Source organism: Paenibacillus sp. FSL H8-0282 (assembly GCF_037963825.1).
GTDB lineage: Bacteria > Bacillota > Bacilli > Paenibacillales > Paenibacillaceae > Paenibacillus_AQ > Paenibacillus_AQ odorifer.
On sequence record NZ_CP150146.1, the window covers coordinates 3,900,596 to 3,924,772 of the forward strand.

Genomic DNA, 24,177 nt, shown 5'->3' on the forward strand with positions numbered 1-24,177 from the left:
GACGCACATGATCTCCGAAAAGACTCAGATTCCGTTTAGAATTTTTGCCATAGTATAAGTTACTGTGTGCCGCCACCCTGATTGGAATTCAAAAAAAGTGGCCTTCTCTTTCGAGAGGACCACTAAGATGTTCAAGTATTTTTCCAAAAAAATATTAAGCGTCTAAATGCTGTACGTTAAATAATCGCGCATAACTACCCTCTATCGCCATCAGCTGTTCATGCGTACCCCGTTCAGTAATTTCACCATTCTCAAGTACGACAATCTGATCCGCATGTGTAATCGTTGACAGTCTATGCGCTACAATTAGTGTAGTACGTTCCGAAGAAAGAGACTGCAGCGCTTGTTGAATTAAATGCTCCGATTCCAGATCCAGCGCCGAAGTAGCTTCGTCTAATATAAGAACCTTCGGATCCTTGAGAAATACCCTTGCGATAGCAACCCGCTGCTTCTGTCCTCCGGATAGCTTAACACCACGTTCTCCCACTTCTGTCTCATAACCCAGTGGCAGCTGCTCAATAAAATCATGCGCATTGGCAGCTTTTGCTGCTGAAATGACTTCTTCTTCCGTGGCATTAGGATTACCGAACAAAATATTCTCACGCACAGATCCGCTGAATAAGAAATTATCTTGCAGGACCATGCCGACAGACCTACGCAAGCTTTCCTGTGTTAATTCCTGTATATCATAACCATCCATTTGGAGGCTGCCTTTACTGATGTCATAGAATCTCGGGATCAAGCTTATAAGGGAGGACTTTCCTCCACCGCTCATTCCGACGAACGCAATGGTCTGTCCGGGCTGAATACTCAGATTAATATCTTTTAAGACCCAATCATTCTCTTCGTTATATTTAAACCATACATTCTCAAAAGCAATCTCACCACGTGAATCCTTTAGCACTTTTGCTCCCGGCTTGTCTACAATATCATAAGGCTCATTCAGCAGCTCAAGCACCCGTTCAAGAGAAGCAGAGGCTTGCGTAAGCACCGTCGAGGAATTAATCAATCTCCGCAGCGGAGAATACATCCGGTCCAGATAGCCAAAGAAAGCTACAAAGGTACCTACTGTCAAATTGCCATGAATGACCTGATAACCACCATATCCGATGACCAAAAGAGGTGCTATATCCGTTAATGTATTAATAATTGCGAAGGTCATAGCATTCCAGCGGGTTTGCGCCATCGCTTTTTTAAGAAAGTTACCGTTGATGTCCTCAAACTGCTTCTGATCCACTTTTTCCATCGTAAAGCTGCGGATGATTGATATCCCTTGAATCCGTTCATGGAGATAACCTTGAATGCCAGCCAGAGCTTGGGAACGATCTTTCGTTAACAGCTTAAGCCGCTTATACAATTTGTTAACTGCAATTGCGTAAAAAGGTAATACCGAGATAGACACGAGCGCCAGCACCGGATTTAAATAAAACATAAATCCCAAAGCAAAAACTAGTGTAAACGTGTCGAGCCATACATTCATCATGCCGACTTCGACCAAATTTTTGGTCTGCTCAACATCGTTAATAAATCTGGAGATGGCTTCTCCCACCTTGGTATTCTGATAATACCGCAGTGACAGCCGCTGTAAATGACTGTAAAGCTTATTTCGCATATCGAACAACACTTTACTTGTGATAAGCTGAGCAAAGTATTGGCGATAATACTCTACGGGCCCTCTTACGATAACAAATAAAATTAAGGCACCACCCAAAATAAGCATCAAATGTGATACCCGTTCCTCAATCCCCATGCTCGGGTTCATTAGGAGGTCATCGACCACGTATTTCAGAATCATTGGCAGTGTTAGCGGAATACTGAATTTGATCATGCCGATAAACAGCGTAAACACAATCAATTTCATATAAGGTCGTACAAAAGTAAAATATGATTTCCATTGCTTCACAGGAATATTCTGTCCCTTCTCTTTAGTGAGTTGCTAAGTACAGTTGACTTTTGCTCTCTACAGTGTTTTTATAATTTTAGATCATAAGTACAATTGCAGTACCGAACTTCAGGAGGATAACGATGTCTAGACAATTTGTGACGGAAGCCGTCATGATGGCGATTTACGGCCAGCTTCTCGTATCGAGCAGCCCTGTAGAATATATAGTGCCTTATACTACCGTGATGGAACTATACGAACTGCGAGACAGCGATGATCCGTTGATGAACCGTCCGGACGACGACAAGCATGTTAAGTTGAAGATAAGTGAGCTCATTGCTTATTTTGAAGAACCGCTCAACGCGAAGAAGATCAACCGCTGTTTAGCTGTGCCTTGGGCGAAAAGCTCAGGTATTCTCCTTGGCGGGCAATCCAAAATCACCATCATTAACAGTATGGATACCGCTGCCTACGGTGAGATCTTCGATCCCATCGAAACAGAGCTTCTGCTGTCCTCACAACGTGAGAAAGTACCTATCCTAACGGATCAATTTGAATTGATTCAACGGATCATCGAGGGTGGAGTTCCAGTTCAGGTGTACGATATTGACGACTTCGACTTCGCTCTGGAGGAAGAAACCTCTCGCAATTTGCACTGATAACACCTATGTATCTCCAACTGGAATACCCTCATTTTAAAGACAGCATTTGAAAAGCCCCTGCCTTTTGGCAAGGGCTTTTCCTGATTAAAATAAACAATCATTAAGACAACTATACCTGCACTTCGCCGGATACCGGCTTTGGTTCGTACTTATATTCAATGTCATCCTCTGACTCAGAGTATACGATAGATAGGTCATAACCTTCCATATACCACAAGTCCTGCTCCTCCATGTAGAACACAATATCATCCTGTTTGACCTGAATAGCTGGACGCCCAGGTGCTTCTGTAGCAATGCCCAGCGAAAAACCGGGGTGAAGTCCACCTCCCGAGCTATAACGGGGAAATAAACGAATATAGTCTCCATTCTTAAGGTCCAATTCTCTCTTAAACCAAGCTGCCGCTGCTTGACTAATTTCCATGTTCATTTCTCTCAGCTCCTTTGTATATTCTAATCATAACGAAAATAAGTCGATATTCAAACAACTTTATGCAATTAATGATTTCCCATTCCATTTAAAATTAAGTTTGACAAATTCGCGAACCGGATGATAAACTCTGAACATAACTAAACGTCTTCTAGTTATTACCAAATTAATGAAAGGGGTGAGCGCGGTGTTTACGAAGTTACAGCCATATTATTTTACTATTGTTGGAATTTTTACTCAACCGAATACCGAAGCAGCCCAAGTGATTAAGCCATCCTGAAGTTTTTGCGAGTCTTATGGACCGTATAACTTTAGTTCTTGAAGGTCTCTCACATGCTTGGTGCTGTAACGCACCGTGCGCATGATAGCTGTAAATTACAGGCATATCGTCCGTTTTCGGATGATATGCCTTTTTTGTTTGCTGAAGAGATAATCACTTGCGCTTTTATCAGCATCACAAGCAATCATTACAACCTGAAAGGAAGGGATTTACTTGTTCTCTGTTCTTCGCGATCTCGGCTGGTTTTTTCGCCGAGAAAAAAGGCGTTACCTGATTGGACTCATATTACTCATAGGTGTGGGCGTTCTTGAATTACTCCCTCCACGTCTGCTAGGCAATGCCATTGACGACATAGTACGCGGTTCGATTACTACAGCTTCGCTTGCCAAATATATCGGCATGATATTCATTTTGCTGCTAGTTATTTATTGGATTACCTACATATGGATGCACAAACTTTTCGGAGGTTCCAACCTTGTTGAGCGCCTGCTGCGCTCCCGATTTATGAATCATCTTATGACTATGACACCTTCGTTCTTCGAAAAAAATAGAACTGGTGACCTCATGGCCCGGGCAACCAATGATATCAGAGCCGTCTCAGCTACCGTAGGATTCGGGATGCTTACACTGGTGGATTCTACAATCTACCTCACGGTTGTGCTGTTTGCGATGGGCTTTCTCGTGAGTTGGAAATTGACCCTTGCAGCAGTATTACCATTACCCCTAATTGCAATAGCTATGATTTTTTATGGTAAAGCTATTCATGATCGGTACAGCTTAGCGCAGGATGCGTTCGGAGATATGAATGACCAAGTGCTCGAATCTGTCTCTGGTGTGCGCGTAATCCGTGCTTATGTCCAAGAGCGTCTTGATGAAAAACGTTTCTCGGATATTACTGAAGATGTTTACAACAAAAATATGGCCGTAGCTCGTGTCGATGCTTTCTTCGAACCAACCATCCGCTTCTGCGTCGGACTCAGCTACATTATTGGTCTTACTTATGGGATTTACCTTGTATTCCGCAATCAGATCACACTGGGTGATCTAGTCTCCTTTAATATGTACCTCGGTATGATTGTATGGCCGATGTTCGCTATTGGAGAATTGATCAACATTATGCAGCGTGGTGGAGCTTCCCTCGAACGTATCGACGAGACGTTAAACTCCAAACCCGATGTTCAAAATGCTGCCCATCCCGTACAAGTTCCCCACCCTACTCGAATCGAGCTTAACGATGTGACTTTCCGTTATCCTTCTTCGACGATAGACAATCTAACCCATGTCAACCTAACCCTGAACCAAGGGCAGACATTAGGTGTAGTCGGGCGTACAGGAAGCGGGAAATCTACACTGCTCAAACAATTGCTCCGCGAATATCCGACAGGTAATGGAGAAATCCTTATCTCTGGCGTGCCTATTCAACAGATTTCCCTGGATCAGCTGCATAGCTGGATGGGTTATGTTCCACAAGAGCAAATCCTTTTCTCCAAATCCGTTCGGCAAAACATTCAGTTTGGTTTAGACAACGCCGATGATGATAAGATTATGCAAGCCATTACAGCTGCCGCCTTCCAGAACGACCTGGGCACATTGTCCGATGGTCTGGATACTCTAGTGGGTGAACGTGGTATATCTCTCTCCGGTGGACAAAAGCAACGTGTCTCTCTGTCCAGAGCTTTTATCGCTAATCCTGATATTCTTATTCTGGACGATGCCTTATCAGCCGTTGACGCTCGTACGGAAGCTCAGATTATCGACAACATCCGGAATGAACGTGCCGGAAAAACCACATTAATCTCTACTCACCGTCTCTCTGCCGTCCAACATGCCGACATGATTGTTGTACTGGATAACGGACAAATTGTTGAGCGAGGTACACATCAGGAACTATTGGATTTGAATGGCTGGTACCGTGAGCAATATGATCGGCAGCAAGTCGAAAATAACTTGTCAAATGATTAAACTACAACCATAAATAAACGAGCTACGACTACGCAAAACATTTTAGGAGGTGTCACGGTTGACACAAAGTACAGGCAAACGCCTGCTGGAATATGCATTGACCGCAAAGAAAACCTTTATCGCAGCCCTTCTGCTGCTTTCAATCGGGGTAGCGGCAGAGCTGGCAGGTCCATTTATAGCCAAAAGCATGATCGACAATCACATGCTGGCCATCGAGAAGCCCTATTTCAGCACCACGTCTCCCGATAAGGCGGCTGAATATAACAATAGTTTATACAAACGCGGCGATCGCTTTGAGCCCGGTGAAACTAAAGGCCAAGAAATTCGTGTTCTTCAAGCAGGGAGAAGTTTCTATTTTATTAACGAAGCTGTAACACAGCCTGACGGTGAACGAAAGTTCATCGATGGAGAGATGCATATCACCCGTGGTGATAACGAAGTTATCTATCCGGCGGTTAAGTTGTCGGCCGATGAGCTGTTCGGCTTTTACAAACCCGAGCTTCCTGGGATCTATCAGTTGGTCGGAATGTATGCTATTTTTCTTGTAATCTCCATCTTTGCTGAATTCGGAAAAACCTACTGGCTGCAATCTTCGGCGAATCAGGTAATCCGGAAGCTGCGGACAGATGTATACGCGCATATCCAGCGACTACCCGTTCATTTTTTTGACAATTTGCCTGCTGGTAAGGTAGTGTCGCGGGTTACAAATGATACCGAGGCGATTAAGGATCTATTCATTGCGGTCCTCTCCAATTTCAGCACCGGTATTATCAATATAACTGGCGTGTATATCGCTCTGTTCTTACTTGATGTCCGTCTGGGTCTGATCAGCTTGTTCATTGTACCTATTCTTGTGCTGTGGATCGTGCTCTATCGCAAAATTGCGACCAAATACAATACGATCATTCGCTCACGTCTAAGTGAAATTAACGCCATTATTAATGAATCGATTCAGGGGATGTCAATCGTCCGGATATTCCGCCGTCAGAAGCAGCTTAGTGCAGAATTTGAGAACCTGAACGATGATTACTTGAAATATCAGAATAAAATGTTAAATCTGAATGCTTTCACGTCCCACAATCTGGTGAACTCACTTCGCAGTCTCTCTTTTGTGATGGTGCTTTGGTATTTCGGACATGGCAGTATTACTGGTTCAACCTTTGTATCCTTAGGCGTTCTGTATGCCTTTGTCGATGTGCTCGGACGTTTGTTCCAGCCTATCACAGGTATGGTGAACCAGTTGGCGAACCTGGATACTTCTATGGTATCTGCGGGACGTGTGTTTACGCTTATGGATGAACCTGGAGAGAATGTTACGGACGGCTCCATGCCACGCTACAAAGGGAAAGTGGAATTTAAGAATGTATCTTTTGCTTATAAAAAAGACTACGTCCTGCGCGATATCTCCTTTGAAGCACGCCCGGGTGAAACTGTCGCTCTTGTAGGTCATACAGGTTCCGGCAAAAGCTCAATCATCAATCTGCTGTTCCGGTTCTATGATCCACAAAAAGGCGATATTACGATTGACGGTCAAAAGGTTACGGATATTCCGAAGCAGTGGCTGCGGAATCACATGGGCATCGTGCTGCAGGATCCGTACCTCTTCACGGGCACCATTGCTTCGAACGTCAGCCTAGGGGATGAACGAATTTCCCGTGAACGGGTAGAACGTGCTTTGCGTGAGGTTGGTGCGGATAAGTTACTCGCTCATCTTCCACAAGGATTTGATGAACCTGTCATCGAAAAAGGAAGTACTTTATCTGCGGGTCAGCGGCAATTGATTTCTTTTGCGAGAGCTCTCTCCTTTGACCCAGCTATTCTCATTCTAGATGAAGCTACCTCCAACATCGATACAGAAACGGAAAGCGTCATTCAGGATGCTCTGGAAGTTCTCAAAAAAGGACGCACCACTTTCATCATCGCTCACCGCTTATCCACGATTCGCAGTGCAGATCAGATTCTAGTCCTGCATCACGGAGAGATCGTAGAACGCGGCAGCCATGATGAACTGATGGCGCTTGGCGGAAGATACTTCCGTATGTACCAGCTGCAAGTAGGTGCTGCTGCTAACAGCTCTGACGATAACGCTGGCGCAAGCAACCGTCCAGCACTCGGAAACTTGCAACCCTCTCTTGAGAAAATGTAATTTACAACCCTGAGTCACTTCATTGTGATTCAGGGTTTTTTCCTGCTTGATCTTAGAACAGATGTTCTGTATTATGGAAATTAATACATAACCTTGGAGGAGCAAACGATGCTTACTTATAATTTGACTAAGAAACAAGCCAGGCTTTTTCTGCTATCTCATCAAAAGTTAACTGCTGGAGCTATCCCTTCTGGAAAACTTAGTATTTATGACTATGTTCGTCACGTAGGCTGCATCCAATATGACCCCCTTAATATCGCTGGCCATAATCATGAGCTGGTCCTCCAGGCACGGATTCCGGGATTTACGCCAGAACTGGTCCAAGAGCTTCTGTATGAAGACAGACTGCTCGTTGATGGCTGGGACAAGAACATGTCAATTTATTGTACAGAGGATTGGCCTTATTTTAAGCGGAGAAGAACAGCTGCTGCCTCCCACCATCAGGCTAATGAGCCTGTAATGGTCGCTGTAGCACAGGTTCGTGAAGAGCTTCAGAAGCGTGGCCCCCTCTCCTCTCTGGATTTAGACGGAAAGGAAAAAGTAGATTGGGCTTGGGCTCCGACAAGATTATCACGAGCTGCAATGGAAAGCATGTACTTTTGGGGAGAGATTGTTGTCCACCATCGTGTACATACCCGGCGATATTATGATTTCGCTGAACGTTTGTTACCCTCAGAGCTGCTGAGTTCAGCCGATCCAAATGTCACGGAAGAACAATTTCATGATTGGTATGTGTTACGTAGAATAGGAAGTATCGGCTTGTTATGGAATAAATCTGGAGACGGATGGCTGGGCATATCCGGACTGAAGAGCAAAGAGCGTGCGGCGGCGATTCAGAGATTGCTGGAGAAGGATAGTCTCAGAAAAGTTTGGGTCGAGGGGATTAAGGTTCCGCTTTATATCCGCAGTATAGATGCTCCAACCTTGGAGTCTGTGATACTGCAAGAATCTGAAGAGATTGGGCTTCAACCACGTGATTCATTTGCGGCCGTTTTGGCTCCGCTGGATAATTTGTTGTGGGAACGTGAGCTGGTTCGGCAATTATTCGGATTTCATTACCGCTGGGAGGTCTATAAGCCGGCAATAGAACGAGAATATGGTTACTATGTACTGCCTATATTATATAATGATCGTTTTGTTGGCAGATTTGAACCGGTGATGGATAAGAAGAGCCAAACATTGAATATTAACAATTGGTGGTGGGAACCTGGAGAAAGCCTAACACCGGAGATGATTCCGGCATTAGGCGAAGCTTTAACTGCACTCTCTCGCTGTGTTAGAGCTTCTTCGGTTCATTTTAGACCAGAGGTTGTAACAGCTTGCGGATTAGAAGGATTATTACAATAAGTTTTCCTCCTCTAATCCAAGTTTCGTGAACATTTCTGTGCAGTAGCCTTGCAGTTTAACTTCAAGTCTACTTGCTTTATTTTTAAAACGTTTCAGCTCCCGAATCATTTTAGCCCTTCCGGCAGGCGTAAAGGTTTCCTGTATACGCTCTTTAAAGTAATCATGAACGATGTAATTACGTTGTTTCCATACTTCCTCCAACTGAGCGGTTTCTTGCTCCGAGAAAGGAAAATGATGTTGGATTTCTTTGATGAGTTGGCCGAGTGAATTGCTGAGTTTTCGCTGATAAAGGTCTGTCAGATCTGCTTCTGTTGGCGTTTTTCCTTGTGATAGCTTAGTAAGCAATAGCAAGTTGGTAAGCTGCTGCTCGAGGGCCTGTCCATAATAAACTGCCAGTCCAAAATAGGCGAATAACTCTTTTGATTGTTCACTCTCAGGTACATATGTATCCTTCATCTTTTCCCCCACTTCTGTATCCTTGTTCCTTTTATCTATACAAGTTATGTTTTGTTGTAATCCCTCTGTCTTGATCTGTACAAATAAAAACCGATAAGCAGTGTTATATATACTAATGCTTGTGCAAAGGAACCTAACAACTCCGCTAATGACAAAGTATCAGCTTTCATCATGGCCTCCATTACAGGAGTTACTGGCGGCAACAACCAGATCAAAAAATGAAATATACCAGGCAAACTTTCGCTGATTTGTGCTCCGCCCAGTGATAGTATAACGATAGCTAACAACATACCTGTCGCATGACTGCCTTTTTGAACCCAAGAAGATTGAAAGAATAGGGCAATAGCCACACCAAGCATACCCAATAATCCATGTCCTATGAGCGCGAGAATTAACCGATATCCCCCGGGTGATTCTGCAAAATGACCCGTTACCCAAGGATAAAGGACAATCAATAGATCTAGCAGCAGCGTTAGAAATGCAAGCGTTAAGATACCACCTGCACTATGTTTAGCCGCACTTCGCATGTGAACAACTGCAATCTGCCGATGAACAGCGTGCTCATGATTCAAAAAACTAAGACTCATCCAAGCGCAGCTTATAAAGAGCATTACTGCTGTAGCGGCATAGCTATTCATAACTGGATTGGGCTTATAAGAATACAATATCAAGACTGCAATCACAATCCCTGCTAACGGGCCGAAATAACGCTGAGATCGAGTATAACTTCGCAGCATGTAAACGATAAACGGATACACGTAAGACCCCCTGTTCAACTCCTAGGATTCATCCATTTTTCTAAGTCATGCGATCCTCCGCGAGGTTCTACCGATTGTATTGAACCACCCGACTCCAAGATAACCCGCAAAAAAGTATCTGATTCTGAACTTGTTACTGTCAACGCCGTACGTTCTATGTTACAACTATCCTTAAACGTATTTATTGAAATGAAACCTGCCATTTCCTTCAATTGCTGCAGTTTCTGAATCGACAGATTAGACAATAGTATGTATGTAGAGGGTTTTATGTTTAGCTTCTCTGACCCCTGAATTGACTTTACAATTTTCCCTTCATGTATCACATGAACCTGATCCGCAAGCAATTCAATCCATTGGGGTTCATGTACAGAGAAGACTATAGCAGTCCCCTTATTTCTCAAAACGATGAGAAGATCAGCTAACTTATTCATTGAGGGGAGATCAAGGCCCGACATAGGTTCATCAAGAAGCAGCAACGAGGGACTTCCCAACAAGCTTTGAATCAAATTAATTTTTTGCAGCATTCCTTTGGAGAAATTTAGCATCGACTGCTTGCGAAAGTGCTCCAGTTTAAAAAGTTGAAATAACGTTGTTAGCTCCTGTTCGATCAGGACTGGCGCAAGGCCGCTAATCTGACCCATACTTCGTAAGTACTGTTCTGGGGTCAGCTTCAACCCTGGAAACATCTCAGGTGCATAACCAATTCTCAGATTTGGATCCTTACAACTCAGCTTTCCTGAGGAAATGTGGACAAGTCCAGCTAAGATTGACAACAGGGTACTTTTGCCGGATCCGTTTCGTCCGATCAGAGCAGTTACAGTTCCCTTTTCAATAGTGAACGATACATCCTCCAATACGGGTCGGCGTCCATACTGTTTACTGATCTGCTCTAATTCAATTAGGGAAGTAGCAACACCTATACTACCGCCGGCAAAGTTACGATCTACTAAGTTCGCCACTTAACATTCTCCCTTCATATCTACTGTTAATTCTCCGGTTCCCTACGAATTTCCTCTTCTAGGAATCAAAAAAAAGAAAGAACTGCCATAGCAGCCCTTTCTAAAATTTACTTTCAATCCAGTATTTCTCCCCTTTTTTTGTTTATTTTATATTCTGAGATAAAATCTCATCGGCTTGAAGGCGGAACTGTTCGGCAGCTTTTTCAGGAGTGATTTTGCTGAACATAAGCAGATCATATAATTGACGTAATACGCTAGTTACTTCTGAAGCACCCACCGGATCCGGTGGATCCATCGGACTGCTATTCTGCTCCACCCAGTCAATATATTCAAAAACCTGTGCAAGCTCTGGCTCTAGAAATGGCTTCATCTGCTCTTTAATAGCTGAGGACACCGGGACGCCACGTTCTCCCTTAAGCACTTTATTAGCTTCCAGATTATTGACAAAGAAATTAATGAATTTTGCTGCTTCCTCCTTTTGCTTAGAGCTTTTTGAAATCGAAAAAAACATCCCTGGTTTCAAGAATAAGCCGCGATCATTGTGCGGGCCTGGCATGGTGGCTAAAGCCAGCGGTTTTCCGTAACGCTGAACAGTGCTAATAAACTGATTAGAATATCCCCAACCCAGCAATGCTTCCCCTTTGTAAAAAGGGTCTTGATCCGGTTTGTTAACATCTAACGTCCAGATATCAGGTTCGAAAATCAGTTTTTCCTGCATCAGACGCTGCATACGTCCGAAATACTCTACAAACAAGCGATCATCGCTATAGCCAAGGGTTATTCCATCTTCCGAGAACAATGACGCTCCATTCTGCCGTAAATAATAAGCAAAAAACTGTTCTGGCGTCAGATAAGTTCCCAGATAAATTCCTTTCCCCTGTTCCTTTAAAGTAACGCCGATCTGCTCAAAATCCTCCCAGCTCCAATCCGTCCCTGGAGGCTCAATTCCCTGCTCCTTAAAAACTTCTGGATCATACACACTGTACAAAGCATTAATCCCTAGATTAAAACCATATAGCTGCTCGCCTAGTTTACCTCCGGCAAGATTGTTGTCGCTGATGCTGCTCGTATCTATAAGTCCGCTCTTAATATAAGGTGACAAGTCTTGCAATAAATTCAAAGTTCCATATTGCGAAAGGTAAGAGATATCCATTTGGATAATGTCTGGAAGAACATTGCCTGCTGCACTAGGTGCAAGCTTTTTCCAATACTCATTAAAGGCGCTGTAATCATATTCAATTTTCACCAGAGGATTCTGTTGTTCATACATTTGGATAACCTGAATTGTAGCGTTATTCCGGAAGTCACTTCCCCACCAGGCAATCCGGAGGTTAATTTTTTCTACTACATTCTCTGGTGGAAGGTCCGTTTGTTGCCCGCAGCTTCCGAGAGTTGTAATCATGCATAGCAGTGCCAAGCTAAGTATGAATCTGCGCATCACCTACACCTCCTGCGGGAACGGCAAAAGAACACTGACTTTTGTTCCAAACCCAACCGTACTCTCAACATAAATGCCATATTCCTCACCGAAGGCAAGTCTGACCCGGTCACGGATGTTAAGCAAGCCAATACCTGTGCCTCTAGTCTCTACTTCCCCATTTAGTAATCGTTTGAGGAAATCTGCTTCCATTCCGGGGCCACGATCCTCAACTACAATCGCTAGCTTGCCATCAAATGGTTCAGCATATAATAGAATTTGACAAGGTTCAATCATCGTCTCAACACCATATTGAATAGCATTCTCCAACAGCGGTTGCAGGGTTAGCTTTGGAATAGAGACAGTATTAAAGACCTCTGGAATCTCCATATGAAAATCCAAACGTTTCTGAAACCGATAATTCTGAATAGTGATATAATGCTTCACAATTTCTAGCTCTTGCGCGACTGTGATTACATTTTGTTTCAAGCTGATCGATGACCGAAGAAGAAAAGCAAGCGAGACAACCATGCTCGAAATCTGTGCATGTTCACTTTTTTTAGCTAACCAGTGGATCGAATCCAGTGAGTTATAGAGGAAATGAGGATTAATCTGCGCTTGCAAAGCCTTAAATTCTGTCTCTTTTATAATCAGCTGGTTGGCATAGTTCTCTTTGATCAATGTGTTAATCTGTGTTATCATCTGACGAAATGTCCGTTGTAATAACCCCACCTCATCCATTTGCTGAAGTGGAGGAGCCATCAGCTTAGTATCCATACTGTCCAGATCTCCATATTGAACCTCTTTCATTTGACTGATCAGCGAGCGAATCGGTTGTGTCAGATTACGGGCAAAGCTCATCCCTAGCGCAATTATAATCACAATCGCAATTCCAAATACAATGATCATTGTATTCTTCAGCCAAATGGTTTTTTCAAAAATATCATTATAAGAAACATAGTTGTAGTAAGTCCATCCAGAGTAGGAAGATTGCTTCTGTGATACAAAGGCAACTTCTCCATTCATCTCTTTGATTTCGTATCCAGCCCCTGATTTTAAAGGCTGTAAAACCGCTGTTACACCGTCCGCCACTTTCCGATAAGGATAAACCAGTTCCTGACCTGCTTTCAAAATAATATCGCTGTCTTCTGCGGCCACACCAGCGTAATCTTGGGCTAACCTCCCTATATTAATGCGTAAATAGAGCGTGCCCAGCTTATCTAGCGTCATTGGATCATAAGCTCTCACTTCTCGGACCATGACCAGCATCGGATCTGAATCGTCAGGATACAACCAACGTACAGCACCATTCCCCGCTTCTGCCTCTCGGGTCATTCGTGCCGATTTCTCCTCTGTGAACAGAATCGTCTCTCCGTATCTGCTGACCTTCCCTTGGGAATCGATCAAATGTACAGACTGAATGTAACGTTCGTCCATACTGATATGCGTCCATAACCGATCAGCAATCATCTGCCGTGTAACATATCCAGTAAAATCGGAATCATCTTTGCGCAATTCCTTAAGGCCTTCTTGAATTTGCCGATCAGCAATCATCGTCAAAGTCATGGATTCCAGCTTTTTAAGCTCCATATCAATCGTAGTCGAAGACAAATTAAGCAGCCGATACGACTTGTCATAAAGCTGCTTGTCATAAATAGAGTAGGCATAATATAAAGAACCGAACGCCATGGATATAATCAGAATCAGTATCAGAACAATCATCAGGAACACCTTCATTTTAATACTCAAATTCCGATAAACTTTCATCCGGGCTCTCCTTTGTCACTGTAATATAACTTGTATACCACATTATGGATAACCCGGATAGTCTTCTTAATCCGCTTATTTAGCCATGTAACGGTCATACGCAGCCTGATGGATTTTTATAGCTTCTTCAATGCCCATTCCTTTGATCGTATCCACCATTTTTTCAAATTCTGAGATTGGTTTCTGGCCATTAATGATTGCTGTCATCGTTTCATTCAGATACGTGTTGACCTGACTCATAATGGAAGTGCTTTTGCTGGCTTCGTCAACGCTCAAACGAAACGGAGGAAGCGTCAAATCAGAGCTAGCCTTCATCCAAGAAGCATTAGCCTCTCGTTGCCCCTCATCGAACAATAAAGCATCCAAATAACGGCTATCCTGATTGATGGGTCCATCCATAATCGAAAGCGCATATGAGGCTAACGCCTGATCGTAAGTCAAACCTTTAGGATTGTTGGTAATGACATCTGTGAATTTTATTCCTTCTCCTTCCTTCACATAGCTCTCACCTTCAATTCCGAAGTTGAACAATTCATGTCCTTGTGGGCTGTAATTGAAATCCATCCATTGGACAATATCCTTCAGTTTATCCTTATCCGCTCCGGTAGTGATTGCTTCACCATACGTCAATACTTTATTGTTCATATTAAAAGTAGCATAAGCTGTTCCGTTAGGAGAAACCGGCCAAGGTACACCTGTAAGATTAAAGTTCGGATCGGTATCGCGCATCAGGTTGAAGAATTTGCCCATACCGCTAAAGACACCACCGCCATAAGAACCGGCTAAATTATTCGTCACTTTATAATCAAAGGCTTTGCCATCGTTGGTCATAATTTCCGGATCAATAAGCCCTTCCTTATACCATGTGGCCATCGTTTCCAAGAAGCTTGAATAACCTGGCTGAATCGGCCCGTATTCGACCTTATCCCCATTCATCTGAAAACCGCCGATTACCCCAAACCCTGGTGAGAAATCGTGCAGCTTCGTCAGGTCACCAGGACCCCAGTTTCCAGTGAACGCCAGCTCATCGGCCTTCCCGTTGCCATTAGGATCTTTTTCTTTAAACGCTTTCAACACAGTATGCCATTCCTCAATGGTCGTCGGCGGCTTCAGTCCCAGCTTATCGAGCCAATCCTTGCGCATTATCAACCCTGAAGTGGCATTCAGCTTCAGCGCATCCAGCTTCAAAAGAGGGAACATATAGATCGTTCCATCATCCAGTGTGATTTGTTTTTTTACATCCGGGTCGGATTCAATGATTTTGCGAAGATTCGGTGCATATTGTTCTATCAGCTCATTTAAACGGATAATTCGGCCATCCTCAATTAATTTCTCCGGCCCACCAACCGCATCCGCCCAATTATAATAAATGATATCTGGAAGCTCTTTCGTAGAAATCAACAGGTTGAACTGATCCTTCTGCTGTCCAAGTGGTGGGTGCGTAAACTTCACTTTGATGCCAGTCAACTCTTCTTTCTTTTTATAGCTGGCCATATCACCAAAACTCTCCAAAGAAGCGGTAAGCTTACCGTCATTGGCACGCCAGTAATTAATCGTCATTCCGTCTTTTGTAATTGGCAGTGGAATTTCTGTCAGCTTCTCCACCGGCGTATTAGTTGCGGTAGTATTTCCCTTATGATCTCCCGCCTTATTACCCGCACTAGTTCCATCATTATTGCCTGAACAGCCAGCCAGCATTGTAGAAAGAAGGACGGAACTTAACATCATGGCCCCTATTTTTCTTTTCACCCAAAATCGCCTCCATAAATAAATGTTATTTATTGTTTCACGGCACCGATTAAAGCGCCTTGAACAAAATATTTCTGGATAAACGGATACACCAGCATGATTGGTAACGTTGAGATTATGATAGTGGCGTATTTGATGTTCTCACCGATAGCGAAGCCTGTATCTACCCCAGCTCCCATTGACTCTGTACTGCTGCTAATCAGAATATCCCGCATTACAATTTGAATCGGATAGAGATCCTGACTGCGCAAATACAGCATCGGGGCTACATAATCATTCCAATGGTCAACCGCATAATAAAGAGTCATAACCGCGAGAATAGATTTGGACAGTGGCAGTACAATTCGGAATAAAATCAAGATATCATTAGCTCCGTCAAGCTTCGCCGACTCGATCAAACTGATCGGTATTCCCTCAAAGCTAGTTTTCATTATCAAAAAATAAAAAGTACTAATCGCTCCAGGTATAATCATCGCCCAGCGGGTATCGACCATCCCGAGGTTCTGAATGAGCAGAAAAGTCGGGATCATCCCTCCGCCAAAAAACATCGTGAAGGTGATTAACTTCATCAGTGTTTTTCTACCGAAAAGATCTGATCTGGACAAGGAATACGCTGCGATTGATGTCATCAATAAATTAACGATTGTCCCAACAGTTACATAAAAAAGTGTATTTAAATATCCACTATAGATTTTCGAATTATGAAATACCGCTTTGTAAGCTTCGAGCTGAAAGCCTTCAGGCAGCAGCATTAATGACCTGGAACGCAGCAGTTCGTTCGGATCACTCACAGAGGAATTCAGCACATACAGGAGCGGATAAATCGATACAGCCATGATGCCTAACAACAGCAACACATTAATACAGTCAAAGATACGTTCACCTGCCGAACGTCGCATAGGTTCACCTCCTGTTCCTCACCAAAGACTGGTGGAGTTCACTTTTTTACTAATAGAGTTGGCAAGCAAAAGCAGTGAGAAATTTATAACCCCGTTAATTAATCCAATGGCTGTGGAATACGTATAATTGCCTTCCAGCACCCCAGAACGGTATACAAAGGTTGAGATAACATCCGAGGTTTCATAGGTTGGAGCGGTCTGCATCAGTAATATTTTTTGAAAATCGGAATTCATAACCGCGCCCAGACGCAGAATCAGCATAACGACGACAGTAGGCATAATTCCCGGCAGGGTAATGTTCAGAAGCTGTTTCCAGCGACCTGCGCCATCTATTTTGGCAGCCTCATATAATTGGGGATCAATTCCGCTAAGCGCCGCCAAAAAGATGATGGAAGCCCAGCCCGCACCTTGCCAGATGTTGGAGAGAATATAAAGTGGCCGGAACATATCCTTCTCTGCCAGAAACATCACAGGCTGTAGATCAAAAAAGCTACGAACTACGTTAAACAACCCGCCATCAAGTGCTGAGAATGTTTTTAACATGCCGACAACAACCACGACTGAAATGAAATGCGGCATATAGCTAACGGTTTGAATCGTGCTTTTGAACCACTTATTCCGAACCTCATTTAACAGTAAAGCCAATATAATGGGTGCCGGAAATCCGAAAATAATACTGTAAAAGCTAAGAATCAGTGTGTTCTTAATAATCCGCCAAAAGTAGTAGCTTTCAAAAAACATTTTAAAATTATCAAACCCGATCCACTGCCCCGCCATAATCCCTTTTATAGGACTATAGGATTTCTGAAAAGCCATTAGCAGACCGTACATCGGCCCATAGCTGAAAATCAGATAAAAGAGCACCACGGGAATTAACATGATATACACATATTTATTCCGCTGCAGTTCTTTTTTCACATAAGACCATTTGCCGGGTTTCATACCGGACTTCTTGATCAGCAGCTGATGCTTAAGCTCCATTGGTTGGCCTCCCCGTATCTAATATGACTAGCTTCCTTATGCACATAACTTTACAGGTAAAGCTGTCCTTTCCCCATGTTCATATCCGGTAATTATTTGTTCAAAACCGTGGAACCCTCTTTGTCCTCGCACACAAAAATACCCCACAGTACTTATCGATCAAGTACGTAGGGTATATGGGCTATCTTTAAATGAAACAATTATGGAGCCGTTTTTTTATATTCGGAAGGAGAAAAACCCGTGAATTTCTTGAAGGCTTTGCTAAAGTAGGATACATTATCTCCAAAACCGACTTCTTCAGCTAGAGGTCCAATCGTAAAATGTGCACATCCTTCGATGATTTCGAGCGCTTTTTGCATCCGGTATTTCATAACATAATTCGTAAACTTTTCCCCCGTTTCTTTCTTGAACATCTTACTAACATAATCAGGATTCATATAAATCTCCTGTGCAACAGTCTGCAAAGTTAATGTCTCTTCACAATAACGCCTATCCACGATACGCTTTACCTCTGCCACCATTTGCGATTGCTTACTGCGATTGCGGCTATAACGATCAAGGGTAATCTCTTCTGCAATACTCATTACAAACTGCTGAAAAGACTGGAGCGTGCTAGTCTCCATCATTCGAGGCAGCTTATCAATATATGTTTGCATCTTGTTTTGATCACTCAAACGTATAATCTCCATGAAGATCTGGATCAGATAGGATTTGGTCTTGGCAATGTCATATCTAAAATTCAGAAGTTGATGCAAAAGTGACAGCAGCTCGCATTCAGCATCTGCCCAGTGCCCCGCTTTAATGAGCATAACGAGGTGTTCGAGATCCAGTTGCAGCTCTAGACCTTCCTCATCCTCTGGAATGCTGATATCTTTTTCTGTAATTAAGCTCCCTTCCCCCAGATAAAATCTATGGCTAAGACATTCAATCGTCTGCGTGAATAAACGCCTTACTTGCGTCAGCTCTCCAGGTTCACTTAATGCGGCCGTCAGATCAATATGATAATATTTCATAAAGGTAGCGCGGATGCTGTCTATTTTCTCAAATAAAGCAGCTTCAGACAGGTCATCTTCCATTAATAACAGAACACGCCGCCCTACGGTGGAGCTTAAAATATGATGTTGAAAAATATCTCCCGCAATATTACTGACCGCGAACAAATGCTCATATTCATGTTCTCCTTCAATCTCTACCAGCAGTAGCCTAACACGTTGACTCTGAAAATTCAGTCCAAACAGCTCACCAAAATATTTCCATTCCTCCACACCATAGGTCTTGTTCGTCACAAGCTCCTTCAGGAATTGTTCTTTGGCATGTGGAAGTACACGTTCCAGTCCATATTTTATCGATAGGATAAAGTTCTCCTCGTACTGCCGTTCCTCTCGCTTCTGAACTACCTCGCTTAGCGCTTCATTCAGGCTCTCTTCGCTGCACGGCTTCAGTAAATAATGTTTAACCCCATACTGCATCGCCATCTTAGCATAATCGAATTCTGAGAAGCCTGTCAGCATAATAAAAGAGGTCTCAGGATGAAGCGCTGTAACCGTCGCCACCAGCTCCAGCCCGTCCATTCCCGGCATACGAATATCGGTAATAATAATATCAGGTATAGCTTGCTTGATTAATTCTAATGCCTCCAAGCCATTTTGCGCGGTTCCAATAAGTTCTGTGCCCAATGCTTCCCAGTTCATTACCGATGAGATGCCATCCAGGATAATAAATTCATCATCAACTAAAAGGACCTTTTGCATGATACTGCTCCTCCAATCTTTTTTGTAAGCGCTATCAATAATATGTAAAAGGTTAAATCTGTATGTATTTAGCATTCTACATGCTTGTTTCCTTTTTTTCTACCAATAGCATGAATCAAACAGACCTGGATATAAAAAACCAGACTATTGCTATATCTCTACAGCAACAGTCTGGCTATTAGTTCATATATGAGAGTTAAGTTATACGATTTACGCATATACCTCAACAGCATCGCTAATCAAACGGCATGCCTCTGCAGCTTTACGGCAGGCATTAATACATTCTTGGCAGTGATTATGTATATGCTTGCTGCTCTCATCCGCGCATGCTTCACATATTTCTGCACATAGTTTTAGAATTCCAGATACAAACGGACTTTGACGGGTCATTGCTTGAATGGCATAAGAACAAATATCCGCACATTCACGATCGAGTCGCATGCTCTCACGAAGAGATGCAAGATCATATTCTTTTAGGCTTGAGACATAGCTGTAGTTACAGGCATTCATACTTTCGAGACAAGCGTCAATGCACTCCTGATATTGAATTCGGGTCATAGCCTTCAACCTCCTGCATTTTTAATGGTATGCCTTACTATTAACCTACAAGATTAGGAATGAACCACAGCTTCTTCTGAAGCAGAACGGATTACAGGCTTCTTTTGATCGTTCCAGGCCGAACTAAAATACGTCCTTCCATCTCCAGCAGCTTCGTGCGTAACTCACTGGATGAGAAATGTTCCCCGATAAATACAGCTACGTCTGGCACTTCGCCTTGAGGTGTGATTTTCATAAAATCAGCTTCACGGTAAGCATATTGAAAAAGAAAACGACTGGAGGTGTCATTAAAGGTCACAATGCCTTTAGCCCTATAAACATCCCGCGGAAGCTCCTTGACGAACTGTTCAAAGGTCTCGCTGTTGACAGGTCGTTTGAAGTAATGTGTGTATGCCATCACGTGATCGTGGGAAGCATGGGTGCCTCCTGAAGGTTGCAGAGCTTCCTCATGCACATGGCTTTCACTGTCGCCCTCTTCAAGCTGTGAATCCGTAAGAACTCCACCTGCGCTACGCAGGAGCTCCTCTGTGTCGATCTCACAACGCTCCGCTGGCATAATCGGTGCATAAGAATTCCATTTTCGCAGAACGGTTATGATCTCTTCTGCTTCATCTGCTGAGACACGGTCAGTTTTATTCAGAATCAAAACAGAGGCGCAGCGAATTTGCTCCTGCATCAGTCGATAGGTTGCGCCTTGCTGCGCACGGTACAATTCGAGCAAATGCGCGGCGTCAACGACAGTGATCAAGCTTTTCAGCTCTACTTTTTGATACAGTGAAGTTTCGGTTACGCCATCTACAATTTCCAGCGGGTTCGCCGCACCTGTGGCCTCAATAACAACAACATCCGGTGATTCCTTCTTGATAAGAGTAGTTAGCTCTGTACTGAGATCTCCTCGGATAGAACAGCAGATACAGCCGCCGAGCAGCTCTGCCATAGGAACGGTTTGCTCAACCAGCAGCCCATCCAGATTCACTTCACCCAGCTCATTCATCACTACTGCCGGGCGTAAGCCCTGATCTTTCCAATGTTCCAGCAGGCGCTGCAGCAGGGTAGTTTTGCCGCTTCCCAGAAATCCTGACAATATATACACAGGTACAACCTGTTCCATGATTCATCGCTCCTTGCAAATTACGGGTATGGTAGCGAGTTTACTACATGATGCCAAAGCACGCAAGCGGCATCCCTATAACCTCAAAAGATTAGCGCTGGATAACGAAACTTGTCTTTGCTTCCTCCATACCCTATCATGAGAACATCTCTAATTTAGGAGCTGATCTCATTGTCATCCGTTGAAGAACATCGGAAGGAAGCACCACAATCCGTATCCTGCTATATCATTACCGTCTCCGACACCAGAACTACCGAAACCGATACCGGTGGAGCTTTAATCCAATCCATGCTTGAGGCTGCCGGATATGAAGTTATAGGCCGTACCATTATCAAAGACAACTATCAAGACATTCGTGAACTACTCTATAAAAACGCTGATCACACTGGAGTTGAAGCCGTACTGCTCACGGGTGGAACAGGAATTTCTCCCCGTGATACCACCTACGAAGCTGTTTCATCCTTGCTGGATAAAACGCTGCCGGGCTTCGGTGAGATTTTTCGAATGTTAAGCTACACAGAGGATATAGGTTCGGCGGCAATCCTTAGTCGAGCAATTGCAGGTACGATTGGCAACACAGCTATTTTTTCTATGCCCGGCTCCACTGGAGCCGTTAAATTGGCTATGGAACGGCTAATTATCCCGGAGCTTCGTCATGTAATGCGAGAGATATACAAACAATAATCCCACCCATTTTTTTATAAACTAGACAAATAACCAAGCATACCTTTGTTCTGTGCGTATAATACGGTAAGTTCACACACAAAGGAGCTGAAGGAAATGTCAGAAGAATGTCCAAAATGTCCGGCCCAAACTGTCACTGACCCACCTAAGGTGGTTTATCAAGATTATTACCACCCTCAAGTTGTGAATGTTATTCACCCGGTAGAAATCGTTAGACGCCATCACTGTGTCCCAGTTCCTCGCCATTGCTACACCTATTCTGTTAAAGATATCATGTGCGATAACTCCATGATGCCTAGAGGCAGAAGATAAAACTCTACTTCATAACTCTATTAAAAGAATCCTATAAGTGAGAGAAACATCCTTGTCCAACGCATGGGGATGTGCTCTCGCTTTTTTCTGCATAAAAGATTTGACAATCCTGATCATTCCCCCTATAATTTTGAACACTTTACGCGAAAGTGGTTTTTGATTAACCAAACAGTTAATCGGAAAGGAAAGAGATGAGCTCACTCCAAACTTTAAATCGAAAGATCAAAACGGTCGTCAGTCCTTTTCATGAGTTATTATGCAGTCTGCATGTCTTCCATCAACCAGAACACCATCCAACAAGATTACAATGGGCTCTGGAGCTCAAGAAAAGAATGCCTCTTGCTCTACAGGAGAACATCCACACACTTGGGCAGTTGTCAGAACGTTGGATCGCTCTGCTAGATTTACCGGACCGTATGGGTGTCCCTATTTCTTGCAATCAAGGAATCACCCTACTCAAAAAACTTCCGGATGCAGAGCTAGTGTATCTATTTATGAATCAAGAAATTGCACTAAGTACCATAGTCGAATGGCTGAATGAATCTGAAAGCAAACGTTCGCTGATGAAGTTGAGTGGAAACGTGAAGTACCTGATAAACAATCTGGCTAGTGTTCGCAAGCTGTTAATCTCAACATTAATTACATACGAACATGATTATTTCGGGCAGGAATGGGACTATATCGAACCATTTATGAACATCTCAGCCGCTCAGTTTCAAGACTTAGCCAGTCGTTCCCCGGAAAAGGCATTAAATACGCTCCACCCACGCCTCCTCTCAGAGAACGGGACTCTGACAGTACAAAAGGCTGTAACGTATTACTTTCCTTATGACCAGCTTGGACAAGTGTACGTTTTTCCTTCTACATTCATATTTCCGCATCTGCTTGTTGGCTGGTTCGAAGACACTTTATTTTTGCCTCTCACGGTGGATGTTCCCGGTCTTGCCTTTAGTGAGGGACCGCCGAGTGACCTGTTGCGCCAACTCAAAGCTTTAAGTGATGATACGCGGATGCGAATTCTGAAACTGCTGTGGAAAGGGCCGCATTGTACCAAGCAGCTTGCGCCAATATTGGGTATTTCTGAAGCTGCGGTCTCTAAACAGCTAAAACAACTAAGTGAAGCAGGATTTACCCAATCACAGCGAAAAGGGAACTATTTATTTTATTCAGTGAACAAAGAAGTCTTTGATAATCTGCTCATCCTGCAAAGGCAGTACCTTGAACAATGAGGTTAACGAAAGGTGTGAGTACATATGTGGCATATCGCTATCGCAACCCTAAAAAGAAACCAAAAATCTAATCTTAGAGCCTTTCCCTGGACCTTTACATTCGGGCACATTATTGATGGAGTTTATCTAGTCATCATCTCTTATTTTTCTTATGTGTATCTAATCAAAGGGGATATAGATTCAAAATTTGCTATCTATAGTGGCAGTGATGACTATCTGACCTATGTAATTATTGGAGGTATGCTCAGTATATTTTCCGTCAGTATGATGATGAATGTATCCAGGGCACTTATTACCGAATGGAGGGAAGGTACACTTGAGGCACTGTTGCTCTCCCCTTCAAGCCGGAGCGGTTATTTTCTAGGTAACGCAGTCCAGCAGTTGTATCGAAGTGGGGCGGAATTGCTGGTGGTTCTCTTCTTTGGCCTTTTGGCAGGACTTCGACTCCCCTCTGTTCACTTCATATCTGTCCTCGTGGGAATTTTGCTGTTTTTACTATCGTGTTATGCGATGGCGCTGGTGCTAGGAAGCATTATGCTTTATACAAGGGACACCTTCATTGTGCAAAATACTCTATTTACACTAACTGCTCTACTGTGTGGATTTCAGTTTCCAAGGCAATACTTGCCTGACTATTTGCAGGCTATAGGTGAGATCTTTCCATTGACCTATGCGCTACAACTCCTTCGAGGCTCGCTGCTAACTGGAGAAGCAATACGATTACCTGATATATGGCCAATCATACTGCTTAGTGTTGTATACATAACGGTTGGTCAATGGACAAACCGGCGCATAGAGCGCGGGTTGTTCGAACGATTCTAAAACCTTGGAGGGGTGAAA

The 24,177-nt window shown here is 43.5% G+C and carries 20 protein-coding genes; 7 read left to right on the plus strand and 13 right to left on the minus strand.

The features are described 5' to 3' along the window. Nucleotides 1-154 precede the first annotated feature (154 nt). On the minus strand, nucleotides 155-1,903 hold the full coding sequence (locus tag NST94_RS16820; protein ID WP_076128337.1) for an ABC transporter ATP-binding protein: 1,749 nt from the start codon (nucleotides 1,901-1,903) through the stop codon (nucleotides 155-157). A gap of 122 nt (nucleotides 1,904-2,025) precedes the next feature. On the opposite strand from NST94_RS16820, the gene NST94_RS16825 reads away from it, so the two are divergent. Then, nucleotides 2,026-2,541, plus strand: coding sequence for an ADP-heptose synthase (locus tag NST94_RS16825; protein WP_076194718.1), 516 nt, complete (start codon nucleotides 2,026-2,028; stop codon nucleotides 2,539-2,541). A 112-nt stretch (nucleotides 2,542-2,653) separates the two neighbouring features. On the opposite strand, the gene NST94_RS16830 is transcribed toward NST94_RS16825, so the two are convergent. Next, on the minus strand, nucleotides 2,654-2,971 hold the full coding sequence (locus NST94_RS16830) for a HesB/YadR/YfhF family protein (RefSeq protein ID WP_036688019.1): 318 nt from the start codon (nucleotides 2,969-2,971) through the stop codon (nucleotides 2,654-2,656). A gap of 493 nt (nucleotides 2,972-3,464) precedes the next feature. On the opposite strand from NST94_RS16830, the gene NST94_RS16835 reads away from it, so the two are divergent. From NST94_RS16835 to NST94_RS16845, 3 genes are all read left to right on the plus strand, one after another. Continuing rightward, nucleotides 3,465-5,213: an ABC transporter transmembrane domain-containing protein gene (locus tag NST94_RS16835; protein ID WP_339281092.1), complete on the plus strand. Its 1,749-nt coding sequence runs from the start codon at nucleotides 3,465-3,467 to the stop codon at nucleotides 5,211-5,213. A 58-nt stretch (nucleotides 5,214-5,271) separates the two neighbouring features. Next, nucleotides 5,272-7,359, plus strand: a complete 2,088-nt coding sequence (locus NST94_RS16840; RefSeq protein WP_339281093.1) for an ABC transporter ATP-binding protein — start codon at nucleotides 5,272-5,274, stop codon at nucleotides 7,357-7,359. Nucleotides 7,360-7,467: 108 nt separating this feature from the next. Then, nucleotides 7,468-8,706 (plus strand): winged helix DNA-binding domain-containing protein, encoded by a 1,239-nt coding sequence (locus NST94_RS16845; protein WP_076194710.1) that lies wholly within the window; start codon nucleotides 7,468-7,470, stop codon nucleotides 8,704-8,706. Here the strand turns inward: NST94_RS16845 and NST94_RS16850 are convergent. From NST94_RS16850 to NST94_RS16900, 11 genes are all read right to left on the minus strand, one after another. After that, nucleotides 8,698-9,162 carry a hypothetical protein gene (locus tag NST94_RS16850; protein ID WP_038571625.1) on the minus strand — a complete coding sequence of 155 codons (465 nt, stop codon included), beginning with the start codon at nucleotides 9,160-9,162 and terminating at the stop codon, nucleotides 8,698-8,700. The two genes, NST94_RS16845 and NST94_RS16850, sit on opposite strands and share 9 nt — an antisense overlap. Nucleotides 9,163-9,206: 44 nt before the next feature. Continuing rightward, nucleotides 9,207-9,920, minus strand: coding sequence for a hypothetical protein (locus NST94_RS16855; RefSeq protein ID WP_076128327.1), 714 nt, complete (start codon nucleotides 9,918-9,920; stop codon nucleotides 9,207-9,209). A 14-nt stretch (nucleotides 9,921-9,934) separates the two neighbouring features. Continuing rightward, complete coding sequence (locus NST94_RS16860) at nucleotides 9,935-10,879, minus strand: ABC transporter ATP-binding protein (protein WP_076128324.1); 945 nt, start codon at nucleotides 10,877-10,879, stop codon at nucleotides 9,935-9,937. 142 nt (nucleotides 10,880-11,021) lie between these two features. Beyond that, a complete protein-coding gene (locus NST94_RS16865; protein WP_339281094.1) occupies nucleotides 11,022-12,317 on the minus strand; it encodes an extracellular solute-binding protein in 1,296 nt (431 codons plus the stop codon). A gap of 3 nt (nucleotides 12,318-12,320) precedes the next feature. Next, complete coding sequence (locus NST94_RS16870) at nucleotides 12,321-14,063, minus strand: sensor histidine kinase (protein ID WP_076128319.1); 1,743 nt, start codon at nucleotides 14,061-14,063, stop codon at nucleotides 12,321-12,323. 75 nt (nucleotides 14,064-14,138) lie between these two features. Then, the gene (locus NST94_RS16875; RefSeq protein ID WP_339281095.1) at nucleotides 14,139-15,812 is read right to left on the minus strand and encodes an extracellular solute-binding protein; all 1,674 of its coding nucleotides are present in this window, start codon (nucleotides 15,810-15,812) and stop codon (nucleotides 14,139-14,141) included. Between the two features lie 29 nt (nucleotides 15,813-15,841). Then, nucleotides 15,842-16,711, minus strand: coding sequence for a carbohydrate ABC transporter permease (locus tag NST94_RS16880; protein ID WP_076184462.1), 870 nt, complete (start codon nucleotides 16,709-16,711; stop codon nucleotides 15,842-15,844). An 18-nt stretch (nucleotides 16,712-16,729) separates the two neighbouring features. Continuing rightward, on the minus strand, nucleotides 16,730-17,692 hold the full coding sequence (locus NST94_RS16885) for an ABC transporter permease subunit (protein WP_339168206.1): 963 nt from the start codon (nucleotides 17,690-17,692) through the stop codon (nucleotides 16,730-16,732). A gap of 200 nt (nucleotides 17,693-17,892) precedes the next feature. Then, entirely contained in the window at nucleotides 17,893-19,443 is a 1,551-nt protein-coding gene (locus NST94_RS16890; RefSeq protein WP_248548758.1) for a response regulator, read from the minus strand. Nucleotides 19,444-19,653: 210 nt separating this feature from the next. Further along, entirely contained in the window at nucleotides 19,654-20,001 is a 348-nt protein-coding gene (locus NST94_RS16895) for a four-helix bundle copper-binding protein (RefSeq protein WP_036688030.1), read from the minus strand. A gap of 91 nt (nucleotides 20,002-20,092) precedes the next feature. Beyond that, complete coding sequence (locus NST94_RS16900) at nucleotides 20,093-21,112, minus strand: GTP-binding protein (protein WP_076281690.1); 1,020 nt, start codon at nucleotides 21,110-21,112, stop codon at nucleotides 20,093-20,095. 165 nt (nucleotides 21,113-21,277) lie between these two features. Here NST94_RS16900 and NST94_RS16905 point away from each other — a divergent pair, with 165 nt between their 5' ends. From NST94_RS16905 to NST94_RS16915, 3 genes are all read left to right on the plus strand, one after another. Next, nucleotides 21,278-21,796, plus strand: a complete 519-nt coding sequence (locus NST94_RS16905) for a molybdenum cofactor biosynthesis protein B (protein ID WP_076128304.1) — start codon at nucleotides 21,278-21,280, stop codon at nucleotides 21,794-21,796. Between the two features lie 503 nt (nucleotides 21,797-22,299). Then, entirely contained in the window at nucleotides 22,300-23,337 is a 1,038-nt protein-coding gene (locus tag NST94_RS16910; RefSeq protein WP_081390503.1) for a metalloregulator ArsR/SmtB family transcription factor, read from the plus strand. Between the two features lie 24 nt (nucleotides 23,338-23,361). After that, nucleotides 23,362-24,159, plus strand: coding sequence for an ABC transporter permease (locus NST94_RS16915; protein WP_076133812.1), 798 nt, complete (start codon nucleotides 23,362-23,364; stop codon nucleotides 24,157-24,159). Nucleotides 24,160-24,177 lie beyond the last annotated feature (18 nt).